This is a genomic window from Nonomuraea sp. bgisy101 (assembly GCF_057708945.1).
Window position 1 is genome coordinate 186,702 of record NZ_JBYITD010000011.1, and the last position, 12,705, is coordinate 199,406.

Genomic DNA, 12,705 nt, shown 5'->3' on the forward strand with positions numbered 1-12,705 from the left:
TAGTGCTTGGGTCCAGGGCTCGGGTCAGGGCTTGGGTGCTTGGGTCAGGGCTCGGGTCAGCGCTTGCGGTCGCGGAACCAGGCGGCGGCGCCCGGGTGGAGCGGGATCGACGCGGTGGAGATCCCGGTACGCACGTTGATCTGCCACGCCTCGGGAACGGCTTCGGCGTCGTCGCGGCCCCCGAAGGTGATCGAGCCGGTATGCGTGAAGATCGTGCCGGTGATGGCGTGGACCAGATCATCGGGCAGGTCGTCGCGCACGAGAAGCACGTTCGGCACAGCGACGGTACGGGTGGCAGGGACGCCCGCGTAGGCCGTCGTGGGGATCATGGCCGGAGCGTAGGGACCAGGGAACGCCGTGAAGAGCGCGTCCGCCTGCGCGACCAACGGGATCAGCCGGATCGGATGCCGCTGCGCCAGCTCCATGACGGCGGGTGTCGGGACGCCGGTCAAGGAGAACATCGCGTCGATCTCACCGTCGCGCAGTGCCGCCGCCGACGCGGCCTGACTGAGGTACCGGCCGTCGGCGTTCACCAGGCCGAGCTTCAGAAGCCGCAGCGACGTGAACTCCGTGCCGGAGTCGCGGGCACCGAGGGATACGCGCTTGCCCTCGAGGTCCCGGAACTCGTCGATCGCCGAACCGGCCATGACCACGAGATGCAGGTGACTGTCGTAGAGCCGGCATATCGCCGAGAGCCCCTCGGGCGCGCTGCCGTCGGACGTGATCAGCGCGTCCAGGCTCGTCAGCCCCAGGTGCACCTCGCCGGCCCTGAGCATCCGGATGTTGTCGGTGGACGCCCCGCTCGGCACGGTGACCACCGTGGCACCCGGCACCTGCTCGGAGATGTGCTCGGCCAGCGAACCGCCGATGCGCCGGTACACCGCCCCCGCCGGCCCGGTGGCCAGCCGCAGGTGAACCTTGCCGACCTCGGGCTGCCCGGAGCAACCGACGAGCAGCCCTCCGGCGGCCAGAAGCACCGCCCGCCGGCTGAGCCGTAACTCCAGGTTCGGCACCATGCCGAGATGATACGGACGTCGGCCGCCGATGACAGGCCACCGTGAAGCAGCCCCGCCGCCGAAGGCCGTCAAGAGAGGGGACCGGGACACCTGTCTGAAAGCAACGAGATGGCCCGATGACACAGCGATCCTCAGTAGGGCCGAAGAAGCGGTCCTCTTCGCGATCACGTATGCAGCGGCAGGACCAACGCTTCCGTTCCTCTCCTTCTCGCGCGGTCGGGCCCCAATCGCCGGGCCGGCTTCTGGCCGTTGTGGTGAGATATGCCGAATGGAGCGCGTGAGGCAGTTAGTGGGCGAGATGCTGATCTACTGTTTCGCGATCGTCCTGCTCACCGGAGGCTTCCTGGCCTTCCATTACGTGCCCAGCGGCCAGACGGTGGCCTACGACGGCTTCTACGAGCCCCTTCGGGGCACTCCCATGAGCGCTGCCTACAACTCGATCCTGAGTCTCAGCTTCGACGTGCGCGGCGGCCTGCACATCCGACAACTGCACCACACCTCCTCGGTCCTGCTCGTCCTGGGAACGGTTCTTTGGGCCCTGCTCGGCCGGCTCCGATACGCCCTCGCAGTGCTGGGCCTGGGTCTGCTCACTGCACTCTCCGGCTACGGATCCGCCGACGACCTGCTGTCCGGGACCATCCTCGGAAAACTGCCCATCCCCATGTGGTACGGCCTGCACCTGCTGGCGGCGCTGGCCGTGGGCGCCGTACTGGTGATCTCCTCACGGAGAGAGGCCGCCCAGCAGCCCAGAACGCTGGGCTTCACAGCGCTGAGCATCGCCCTCACCGTTCTGGTGATCTACTACCTCTGATTTACGGGCCGCAGACCGGGAGGTAGGGGAGCAGGCTGCGCAGGACCGTCGCCGCATGCCGCGCGGCGATGTCCCGGCAGGCATCGTTCTTGCTTTCGCTGGCGTCGTCGGAGATTCCGCGCACAACGACCCAGCCGCGTACGGCTTGGGGCCCATCCTGCTCATGGAACGCTTGGGTGAGGCCACCGGCCTCCATCTCGACTGCCAGCACCTTGTCGTTATAGGCCTTTAAATAGCGGACGATCTCAGATTCCGCGTCTGCGATCACCGTCTCCCCGGACCCGATGGGCCCGGTACGGACCAGGAAGTCGCGAGTGTCCCCGTTATCGTGAGCGGCCTGGAATGTGGCCGGCTCGCCGTGATCGGTGAAGAAAGAGTTCACGGCATGACCTACAGCCGAAGGGGCTTCCCGCTCCTCGCCTCTGCGCCGGGTTCCGTCGGGCGTTTCCTTGCGTAGGTCGTAGTAGACGACTCGGGTGGCCACGACGACGTCACCGACTGCGGCTTTCGCATGGATGCCGCCACCGATGCCCGTCAGTACGATCACGGCGGGGTTGTAGTGTCGCCGAAGGTGGTCGAAGGCCATGACTGCCGATCGCTGCCCTTGAGAGAGGGCGCGGAATGCGGCGATTCGGATGGTTGTGTCCCGAATGTGCACAGTGCCCTCGTAGAACGGGAGATCGCCGTTGCGGGTCGGTCGTAAGCCGAGGATGTTGCGGACGGCGTTCGCCTCCTCAGGAGTGATCGTGATCACTCCGACATCGGCGTGACTGGCGTGCTGCGGGGGATTCTCTGGATCGGCCGATACTGTGACCGATGCCCCGTGACCGACGGCGGACTGGCTGATCTCCATGCGACCCCCGTAGTTTGCGATGCCGCTGTTGCCGCTCATCGCTGGCCTCCTTCGCTGGCTGGGGCTTGTTCGGTGCCCTTGTCGGGTTCCCGGGAGTCGGTCCGAACCTGGGCGTTGACACCTACGGCCGACTGCTTGATCTCGGTCTTGCCGCCCATGTTGAGTACGCCCGTGTTGATGATGCTGGTCGCTCTCCTTTTGAAAGCGGAGGTATCGACCTCGCGCGACTCGAGGAAATCCTCGGTGGCCTTGAGCAAGCGCTGCTCGATGAGCTTCATGTGGTCGTGGATCGTGACCTCGTCCAGCTGTGCATGCTCCCATGGGGTCGCCTTCTCTTCCCGGATGCTGACCTGGGCGGCGATGGCCATCCCCCGCCGGGGCTTGAGCATGCGGTTTTTGTGGGCTCGCATGGCACCGATCATGAGCTGAAGAGCTACGGCCAGATGCCATATCCTCGCCACTTCGGCGGGAAGGTTGAGCAGCACCCGTAACGTGGAGCGCAGCACCGCGCTCGCCCCGGTCTCGGCGAAGGCGTTGAGCACCTGATACTCGGCCGGAGTGCGCGTAAGGGCGCAGGCGGCGAAGTCGAGACTGAGTGCCCGGCCTTTGACGGTCACCCGTAGGAAAACCGTGGTGACAAGCTCTCCAGTGGCGGTGGCGCCGATCTCCAGGAAGTGGTGGACGGCGTCATAGGGATCATCGATCCCCTCGTCGATCTGGTTCTGGGTCGGCCGCTTCCTGAGCCACTCGGGGCTGGGCTCAACGTCGGGTTCAGCGATGTACAGCCGATCATGAACGGTGAACCCGCGCAGGCCGGTCGGATCTTCGACGTCCCCCATGGGGGCCATCGCCTTCTTCAGGTGAGCGACGAGCTCGTGGGCTTCGAACGGAGGTTTCGGATACTCCAGCACTTCCATTGACGCGTGCTTGCTGTGATCGTCCCCGTTCCCGAGGGGCTGAGACTTCAAAAGCTGGACAGTGAGCGGGGGAAGCCACCTGTGCACAAGTTGGCCACTGCCTACGAAAGGGCTCTGCTGCTCCTCATCGATCCGCTTGAACGTAAAGCGCTCCGGTTCCTCTTCGGGCCCCGGTGGCGATGGTCTCCGGTAGACGACATAGGGGTGAGATTGCTGATCATCGATGGCGAGTTGCCGCAGCGTGAGCTTCTGCGGCCTTAGCCGGCCTGCCCAGTGCATGAAGTTGAGGGATATCTGCTGGATCGCCGCTCTTGCGCCCACCACGATGACGATGAGTAGTCCGACAAATGCCGTCGATCGCGTCATCTGGTCCAGTGAAACGTGAGCGAATCCCGCCACCATGGGCAGTGTCATGATGAGTGCGATGCATCCCAGGCCGCTGAGACGCAGCAGGCGTACATGCTCACGGAGATCGTCGGAGTCGCTTAACCATCTTGGCCGATGTAACAACCTATCTATGACGGCCTTGGCCCAGAGCGGGAGAACTACCAGGGCGCTCTTGATCATCACGCGAAACAGGCACCAGAAGCAGAGCGCGCTGACGACGACGATTGCGACTGACGGGTTGACGGCGAGCATCACCAGGACGCACAGATGCTGTGTCGTGTAAAGGAGCCAGGCCCGCCAGGCATGTCGTACGACGGGGATGAGGTCGAAGCCGTACGACGGCGCGATCATGTGAGCGGTGTCGTTGTACACCTGGCGGAGAACCGTCCTGCGAAAGGCGGGATCGAGGTACACGCCCGCACAGAGATGCCTGGTAGCCGCGTCTTTCCTTAAGGCGCCGCCGTGTCGGTGTTCACGTAGTGTCGCCCCGGACCGGGCCATGCTGCCCTCCTACGCCCCTATTAAGGTCAAGCTGACCATAAGCACGTTGCGAGTTAAAGTCAATATGACCTTTAATGAGGATTTGTGGTGGTAAGAGAAAGAGCTGGCCGACGCCCGCCAGCAACGGTCGCTGTGACGGTGGACCTCGTGATCTTTACTGTCCGCCAGGGGCAGCTACAGGTCTTGCTGGTCGAACGAGGCAATGACCCATACCGCGGGTGCGCGGCGCTACCGGGTGGATTCGTCCGCGATGGCGAGACTCTGAGTGAGGCCGCGCTACGGGAACTGCTAGAGGAGACCGCCCTCGACGGCCGCAATCTGCACCTGGAGCAACTGCACGCCTATAGCGACCCGGCACGCGACCCCCGCGGCAGGATCATCACCGTGGCATACCTGGCACTCGGTCCTGACCTACCGATACCTGCCGCGGGCACCGATGCCGCCGGAGCGCGCTGGACGCCAGTTTCGGAAGCCCTTGACGGTGATGCGCCGCTGGCCTTCGACCACGCTGTGATTGTGCGTGACGGGCTGGAACGAGCCCGATCACAGCTCGAGCACACCACCGTAGCCGCCGCCTTCTGCCCCGAACTTTTCACCGTCGCCGAGCTCCGCCGCATCTACGAAGCAGTGTGGGGATTTCAACTCGACCCCAGCAACTTCCGCAGAAAGGTGACACGTTCAGAGGGCTTCCTCGAGCCCACAGGCGGGCGTCGCATTCCCGAAGTCGGCCGGCCCGCAGCCCTGTACCGAAGAGGGCGGGCATCACTGCTGGTTCCCCCGTTGCTGCGATCAAGCGAGGTTGCTCACCCATACGGCGCTGCATAACGCAGCTCAGGCGCACCGAGCGAGGCGACGGGCGGTGAACGGAAGCTCGTTCAGTGGGGCAAAGGAGGTCGTCAGCGTCGCCGGCTTCAGTCGGAAGCATGGCCAGGAGGGGGTGTCGTCCACGCCTTGGTGTCGAGGATCCCGACGGCGGGCACGGGCTAGCTTGGCGTGCGCGGCAACGCAGGCCGGTGCCTGCGCCCGAGCAGGCACTGGTCCGCCCCCATATCGACTCTCAGCGACCAGGGGGCCTCCCATAGAGTCGGCGCGATCGTTCAATTAGGTGAGCGCGCCGCCAGGAGTAACTGGCGGTAAGGAATGGCTCCTACGTAACGCGCATCCTCGATGCCAATTGCCGAATTTGTGTCTGCCTGTGGATGACCGCTGCGCGCGGCGCAGCGAACCACGCTGTCGGCTCAGCCCGCAGTGACCTTGGCGTAGTGGAACACCTCGGGCGGGAGGGGGTGGTCCAGGCGCCAAACGAACCTGATGGGTCGTTCACCGTCGTGGCTCACGTATCGCATGGGACCGGCGTAGGTGTACGGCGGAGCCCCCAGCCCTTCATCGCGCTTGGACTGCCGGATCAGGAGATGAATCGTGGACGCGCCCGTCAGATAGCGGCGAGCAGTGGCGGTAGAGGACCGCAGAGTGCTCTGCGACTCCCACTGGAACAGCTCCTCGCTGATCGCCCGATCATGGTAGAGCGTGGTGGGCGAGTAGTGGTTCTCGGACTTGTCGATGGTGACGAAGAACAGGTCCGCCCGGTGCTCCTCGACATACTTGACCCCTTCCCGCATATGCGCGGGCTTGTCGATGCCGAAGGCGGCTAGCACCTCGTTCTTGCTGTATCGCGCATGGACGTGCAACGGCACGACAGGATCCAAAGGCGGGGCCACGTGACGGATTCCCGAGCGGAGGACGTCCGCCAACTCCTCGAGCTCCGCGGCGCGGCCACCCGTGAGCTTCGCGAGCCGGGCTTCCATCCCGGAGGCTGGCTCGCTGCCACCCCACAACATCGCATCCAGCATGGCCATGAGACGGAGCTCGCGCGGGGACTGGGGAGTTCGGCTGGACAGAACCTCGGTTAGGAAGGCGAGACGCTCGACGTCGTCAATATGCAGCATTCTGCCGAAAGCCCGTCCGAGTCCTTCGTCAGGGGATGCAGCTTCTAGACCCGCGGTATGCCGTAGGGAGGCCCAGCCCTGACGGCGCCGATAGAGATCCTCCACGTCCAGCCCTGTCTCCTGCAGAAACGTGGACATGCTGACATCTCCGAGGTCGCGGAGCTCGCGCGCCAGATCGCGCCAATTCAGGCTGAGCGCTTGTCGGACGTTCTCGAGGACCAGCCGGCGCACATCACGGTCTAGGTCGATCACGCAGCCGGCGGGCAGGGTCGGGAAACCTTGCTCGATCTCCCGTGCGATTCCGGTACGGCTGGCACCGGTGAGAGCGCGATAGCGCCGGTCGAAGCGGAATTGCTTGTGCTGATGGCCGACGAAGTCGAGCACGGTCAGGCATGGTTTATCGGCGGCCAGTCGCAAGCCCCGCCCGAGCTGCTGAAGGAAGATGGTGGCGCTGTCAGTGGGGCGCAGGAAGAGCACGGTGTCGATCTCCGGAACGTCGACGCCCTCGTTGAAGAGGTCAACGGTGAACACGGCGCTGATCCGCCGGTCTCTCAGGTCTCGTAGCGCCTGGGAACGTTCGCCCGTCGGACTCTGCGCGGTAACAGCCACCGAGGGAAGCCCGGCTCGGGTGAAGTGGTCGGCCATGAACCGGGCGTGGTCGATGCTTACGCAGAAGCCGATGGCCCGCATCCGCCCCACATCGCCGATCTTGCGCTGCAACGTCTCCAACACAACGGCGACGCGACGGTCGTTACCGGTGTAGACGTTCGAGAGCTGGCCCGCGTCATAGCCTTGGCCCCGCCGCCAGCCAACCTGGCGCAGGTCAGTGCCGTCGTGGACGCCGAAATATTGGAACGGGGCCAGGAGCCCTCGCTCCAGTGCCTCCCACAAGCGCAGTTCGGTGGCGATCCGGCCATCGAACCAGTGCTTGATGTCCTGGCCGTCGGCGCGTTCCGGCGTCGCGGTCAGCCCCAGCAGCACCTTCGGCCGTACCGCCGACAGCAGGCGCCGGTACGTCGAGGCCTCGGCATGGTGGAACTCGTCCACGATCACTATGTCGAACCTGTCCGGCTCCGGCAGCGGGTTGGCGTGCAACGACTGGACGGACGCGAACACGTGACGCCACCGCTCGGGGCGAGCGCCGTCAACGTACAGCTCGCCGAACGTCTCATCCCGCATCACCTGCCGGAACGTAAGCAGGCTCTGCCGCAGAATCTCCGCACGATGGGCGATGAACAGCAGCGAATCCGCCTGCCCAGCCGCACGCAGCCGCCGATAGTCCAGCGCGGCGACCACCGTCTTGCCAGTACCCGTGGCCATGACGACCAAGTTTCGCCACCGACCGTGAATCTGCCGTTCGGCGTCGAGCTCGTCGAGGATCTCACGCTGATAGGAGTAGGGCCGAACGTCGACGCGCGCGAAATCGAGCACAACCACCCGGCCTTCGGCCCGCTCAGCGGACAGGGCACGGTCAAGCCGCTCGGCGTCCTGCGCCGGATCATAGGGCTCGAACGACGGATCGCCCCAGTAGTCGTCGAACGTGGCGATGAACGTGTCGATCAGGTGAGGTTGTTCAGCTTGAGCGAGTCGTACGTTCCACTCGAGTCCATGACTGAGGGCGGTTCGCGACAGGTTGGAGGAGCCCACATAGGCGGTGGACAAGCCGCTAGACCGATGGAACAGCCAGGCCTTCGCATGCAGTCTCGTCATCCGGGTGTCATAGGAGACCCGAATCTCGGCGCCCATAGCCGCCAGCCGGTCCAGCGCGAGGCGGTCAGTGGCCCCGATGTAGGTCGTGGTCACCACCCTCAACCGGCCCCCACGCGCCAGAAATTCTTCGATCGCCTCCGCCAGCACCCGCACGCCGTTCCATTTCACAAACGCGCAGAGCAGGTCCACGTGATCGGCGGAGGCCAACTCGCGCTTGAGCTCATGGCCGATCTCCGGCTGCCCTCTGCCATTGACCAGCAGCGCGCTACCGGTGAGAGGGATCACCGGACGCGCGGGAAACCGTACCTGGCCGGCCGCGTCCCGGCTCCTAGCGACGCCCAGGAGTTCCTCGGCGGCCTCCACGAGCTCCTCGGGAGAGGCAGCCTCGGGCACCAGATCGCCGATGAGGTCGGCGACTCGGTTGACGATCTCTACCTGCCGGGCCAGCCGCACGGCATCGCTGTCACCCCGTACGGAACGCAGCGCACGACGAGTGAGCGCGGCAAGATGCCTGGCCAAGGTCTCGTGTGAGTCGGCGATGTCCAATGACCGCCGGTCGATCAGCTCGCGATCAGATACCGCTTGCAGGAGGGCGTCTACCTCACGGGTAATCAGATGTTGGTAGATGCCCGGCTGAAGATCGCTCACCTCGGCGACTATAGGGTGTGGCCGGCTACGGTGATATGCGAAAAGTCAACGACCGTCTGTCCTGACGCGGCCGGAAGATCGTCCTACACTGCCGACTGTGGACTGGATCGAGCGGGTCGCCGAGATCCGGCGCTGGACCAGAGGCGGCGAGCGAGCACCGCACAAGCCGCTCCTCCTCCTGTACGTGCTGGGCCATTTCCAGCGGCACGGTAACCGCCCCATCCCGTTCAGCGCCGCCGAGGCTGAGCTCAAGAAATTGCTCAAGGAGTACGGCCCGCCCCGCGACACCAGCCCGGGCTACCCGTTCCACCACCTGACGAGCGACGGCCTGTGGCTGGTCGACACCCGCCACGGCCCGGGCAGCCCAGGTCCAGAGTTGGGCCGGTTGCGCGACAGCCAGGCCAGCGGCCGCCTCCACCCCGACCTGGCCCGCGCGCTGGCGGAGGAGCCCGGGCTGCTGGGCCGGATCGCCCGCTACATCCTCGATGCCAACTTCGCCCCCTCCCTGCATACGGACCTGTGCATGCTTGCCGGCCTGGACCTGGAGAGGCTCGAAACCGACGGGGAGCTCAGAACACCGCTGGCCGTACGCCGTGACCCGGGCTTTCGCGACCGGGTACTCATGGCATACGAGTACTGCTGCGCGTTCTGCTCCTACGAAGGCTGGCTGGACGGCGCGGCGGTTGGCCTAGACGCGGCGCACGTACGTTGGTGGGCCTTTGACGGCCCCGATGAGTTGGCCAACGGGCTGTGCCTGTGCGCGATCCACCACAAGCTGTTCGACAAGGGCGTCCTGGGACTGACCACGGGCCGGACCATCGCCGTCTCAGCCAAGTTCGTAGGCCGATCAGAAGCCTCCCGCAACATGGTCCTCGCCCTGGCCGGTCGCCCGGCGCGAGAGCCCCAGCCGGGCCTGGCCACGGTCGATCCGGACCACATCGACTGGCACGGCCGCCAGGTCTTCCGCACGCCCGCCCGCGGCTGAGGTATCGGGCCGTTGGCCCACGGGTCACCTTGGAGGTCGGCTGCAGGTAGTAGCTTTCCTCGGTTCGGCCGCCCGTGAGTCTGGTCTCGGTGTACCGCGGGCCGTCAGCCGGCGCCCTTGTATAGATGATCTTCGCAGCGGCGCCCCTGTTGCGTCCGATGACATGGTCGGGCGTCTCGATTCGTACCGGACCGCTTTGCGGGCGTCGAGGACGACCGCGGTGTCGCGGGCGACTTCCATCTGCGGATATCCGACGAAGCTCTGGTTGACGACATCCGAGCGCCCAACCCAGTCGTCGGTGACGTCCGGCCGCAAGGTGTTGACGATACCGAGAATCGAATACGTACCCGGCGAGAGGAGCCAGCAGGACCCGGCGTCCGCCTCGCACTTCCTGTCGGGGTCGGTGGGCAGCTCACGGTCGTAAAGCGCGCCGTTGTCCACGTTCACGACGCTGGGCAGCATGCGGCCGGGCGGCCGTCCCGTGCAACCGCGGACACCCGCAGTTCGGCGCTTGGTCTCACAACGTGCGGACGCGGCCAGACGGTGACGATCTCATGTGCCCCGCAACCTCCGATGGCCTGCACCAGCACTCATAGTGAGCTGGGGCTGCGCGGGAGATGTCCACGTGTGCGCACACTGGCTACGGAACTCCGGGTACAGCAGCGTCAGGGTTTGACGCGTTCGCGGTGGACGACGACGTCGTCCCCCTGTCCCGGATAGGCCATGATCAGCAGTCGTTGCCCGGCGTACTTTTCTCCCTCAAAGGTGAGCCAGGCGTAGTGGACTCGGATGCGGTAGTGGCCCTTGCCGCGAACGGCGAGGTTGGGGAGCGGGTCGCCGCCCATCGGGTCGGCCATCTCGATCTCGCCGCTCACGCTGTTGTAGCCGACCTCGACGACGTGGTGCCAGCCCTTGGCTTCCACGGGCGGGCGGCGATTGTAGGTCTCGGTCGTGACACAGAGCGGGACGTCAGAGTGGACGGTGACGGCGAGGTGGCCAGGGGCGACCCTCACCAGTTCGTCCTCATGAGTCGGAGCGGCCTCGTAGGGATCCTCGGTGATCTCCGGCTCGAAGGCTTCCAGGTTGCCATAGTCGGTCCACACGGGCTCCGGTTGGACGACGACCGACACCGGCTTGGTCAGCGGCCGGTGGCGGGGGGACTCGTCGCAGATACGTTGCTGCATCGCCTCCCACTCCCGCATCTCGCGGTCCTCTCGTTCTCCCTCTGCCTTGACGATCGCAGCGGCGCTCGGGCAGATCCCTGCCAGGGGGTAGGTCAGCGAGCGGACCTCGACACCTTCCGTACGGCGAACCTGCGCGAGCTCCTGCGGGTCGTTGCGGGTGTAGATGCCGCACATCCGGTGACCGTAGGCGACCACGAAAGGGTCAGGGGTGTCCTTCGCGAACTTCGGCACGGTCGACTCGCGCACCGCGCAGACGAAGCTCCGCTCGCCGGTGAGCCCACGGCTGCCGCGCGACCGCTGGCACTCCCGCTCCGTGGTGATCTGGCCGGGCGCCTGGTCCGCCGCCGGGACGAAGCAAAGCGCCGCGACCGATGCGACCGCTGTCACGACGATCTGGAACCGGGAGCGGTCCTTCGGGCTGCCGCTGTACAGGAACATCAGAAGGAGGGCGGCCGCGACGAAGGCGCCGCTGTACCACAGCGGCGAGATGCCGTCGAAGATCGCGCCGCTCTCCCAGGTGGAGACGCTGAGGAAGTCGGGCTGCGCGTCCGGGTGAATGGACCAGGACTCGGCGCCGTCCTCCGCGGCCCGCGAGGTGGTGAACCTGCTGACGACCCCGACGGCGGCGATCAGGAGCAGGACGGAGACCGTGGCCCGCAGCAGACGGCGGGTCCTCCTCATCACCGCGACGAGCACCAGGACGGCGAGGCCGCCCACCCCGATGAGGACGTCGAAGGCTGTCCACAGCACGGGCGGTCCGTAGAAGCCTGCGTCCGTCTCGAAATACGATGCAATCACGCCTCTTGGGCCGATCCACCGCGGCACACCCCGAGCCAGGTTCACGACCGCCGGAACCGCCGGGAGCGCAACCGTCACCACCGCCAGCGGCCACCAACGGAACGGCGCCCTGACCGGCCCGCCCTTCCCGGGTACTGCTCGCGCGGGCGGGCTAGCGAGATCGTGGGCGGATCGGGCCTGCCAGACCAGCCCGAGCAAGCTTGCGGTGGAGTAGAGACCGGAGATCAGCCCGAAGCCGTTCCTGTCATCGACCAGGTACATGAACGGGTTGCCGAGCATGGGCACCAGGAGGTGCGGCAGCGCCACGGAGGCGGCTCCCACCCATACCGTGGTCCTTCCCCACCTGCCGTCCTTCGCCTGGGCCACCAGAATCAGAACCATCCACAGGATCCAAGGCAGACCGCCCAGCAGGCCGAAGGAGAGGATCCCCTCGACGAGACGCAGGTCGAACGCGTCGGCCCCGATCGCGCCGATCGCGCGCACACCGATGAACGCCCCCACCACCAGCGCGGTGACGCGCAGCGTGCGGGGGGCACGGATCAGCACGCGAGGGAACAGCAGCACGAGCGCCAGCCACGCGATGCCGTCGAGGAGATCCACCCACCACGGCGAAGGCATCACCCGGAAGACCAGGGAGGAGACGACGTTGAGATAGAGCGACAACCGCCAGCGGACGGCCCCTTCGTTTCGGGGCCGCTCTCCCGACACCCGGCCACGGAGAACTTGCCACAGCATCCAGCCCTGCACCCCGCCAAGGAAGATCAGGGGCAGCGCCTCCCACCACGGGAGGGCGACCGGCTCCCTCGTCCCCCGCAGCGCCGCGGTTCGCAGGAGGACTTCGCTGTCGCCTCCGACCATCGCGATGACCCCGAACACGACGACCATGGCCACGTAGCCACCAGCGACCAGCCCGGCGAACCAGCCGAAACGATAGCGACGCACACGCGAC

The 12,705-nt window shown here is 66.0% G+C and carries 9 protein-coding genes; 3 read left to right on the forward strand and 6 right to left on the reverse strand.

The features are described 5' to 3' along the window. Positions 1-56 precede the first annotated feature (56 nt). The gene (locus AC3EO4_RS22420) at positions 57-1,016 is read right to left on the reverse strand and encodes a TAXI family TRAP transporter solute-binding subunit (protein ID WP_431897529.1); all 960 of its coding nucleotides are present in this window, start codon (positions 1,014-1,016) and stop codon (positions 57-59) included. Positions 1,017-1,293: 277 nt separating this feature from the next. Between AC3EO4_RS22420 and AC3EO4_RS22425 the strand changes: the two genes are divergently transcribed. Further along, positions 1,294-1,827 carry a hypothetical protein gene (locus AC3EO4_RS22425; RefSeq protein ID WP_431897530.1) on the forward strand — a complete coding sequence of 178 codons (534 nt, stop codon included), beginning with the start codon at positions 1,294-1,296 and terminating at the stop codon, positions 1,825-1,827. A gap of 1 nt (position 1,828) precedes the next feature. Here the strand turns inward: AC3EO4_RS22425 and AC3EO4_RS22430 are convergent, their stop codons facing one another. Together AC3EO4_RS22430 and AC3EO4_RS22435 are read right to left on the reverse strand one after the other, a co-directional pair. Beyond that, the gene (locus tag AC3EO4_RS22430) at positions 1,829-2,719 is read right to left on the reverse strand and encodes a 5'-methylthioadenosine/S-adenosylhomocysteine nucleosidase family protein (RefSeq protein ID WP_431897531.1); all 891 of its coding nucleotides are present in this window, start codon (positions 2,717-2,719) and stop codon (positions 1,829-1,831) included. Further along, entirely contained in the window at positions 2,716-4,356 is a 1,641-nt protein-coding gene (locus AC3EO4_RS22435) for a hypothetical protein (protein WP_431897532.1), read from the reverse strand. Before AC3EO4_RS22435 ends, AC3EO4_RS22430 begins: the two co-directional genes overlap by 4 nt. Positions 4,357-4,617: 261 nt before the next feature. Here AC3EO4_RS22435 and AC3EO4_RS22440 point away from each other — a divergent pair, with 261 nt between their 5' ends. After that, entirely contained in the window at positions 4,618-5,310 is a 693-nt protein-coding gene (locus tag AC3EO4_RS22440) for an NUDIX hydrolase (RefSeq protein WP_379581435.1), read from the forward strand. A gap of 413 nt (positions 5,311-5,723) precedes the next feature. Here AC3EO4_RS22440 and AC3EO4_RS22445 read toward each other — a convergent pair whose 3' ends face one another. Further along, on the reverse strand, positions 5,724-8,789 hold the full coding sequence (locus AC3EO4_RS22445; protein ID WP_431897533.1) for a DEAD/DEAH box helicase: 3,066 nt from the start codon (positions 8,787-8,789) through the stop codon (positions 5,724-5,726). Between the two features lie 97 nt (positions 8,790-8,886). Here AC3EO4_RS22445 and AC3EO4_RS22450 point away from each other — a divergent pair, with 97 nt between their 5' ends. Continuing rightward, positions 8,887-9,774, forward strand: coding sequence for a phosphorothioated DNA-binding restriction endonuclease (locus AC3EO4_RS22450; RefSeq protein ID WP_379581439.1), 888 nt, complete (start codon positions 8,887-8,889; stop codon positions 9,772-9,774). Positions 9,775-9,798: 24 nt separating this feature from the next. Here AC3EO4_RS22450 and AC3EO4_RS22455 read toward each other — a convergent pair whose 3' ends face one another. Further along, positions 9,799-10,221 carry a hypothetical protein gene (locus tag AC3EO4_RS22455; protein WP_431897534.1) on the reverse strand — a complete coding sequence of 141 codons (423 nt, stop codon included), beginning with the start codon at positions 10,219-10,221 and terminating at the stop codon, positions 9,799-9,801. A 218-nt stretch (positions 10,222-10,439) separates the two neighbouring features. Beyond that, positions 10,440-12,698 carry a hypothetical protein gene (locus AC3EO4_RS22460; RefSeq protein WP_431897535.1) on the reverse strand — a complete coding sequence of 753 codons (2,259 nt, stop codon included), beginning with the start codon at positions 12,696-12,698 and terminating at the stop codon, positions 10,440-10,442. Positions 12,699-12,705: the final 7 nt, after the last annotated feature.

Coding starts and splice junctions, on each gene's coding strand:
- AC3EO4_RS22420 (WP_431897529.1), bottom strand. CDS start 1,016: ATGGTGCCGAACCTGGAGTTACGGCTCAGCCGGCGGGCGGTGCTTCTG.
- AC3EO4_RS22430 (WP_431897531.1), bottom strand. CDS start 2,719: ATGAGCGGCAACAGCGGCATCGCAAACTACGGGGGTCGCATGGAGATC.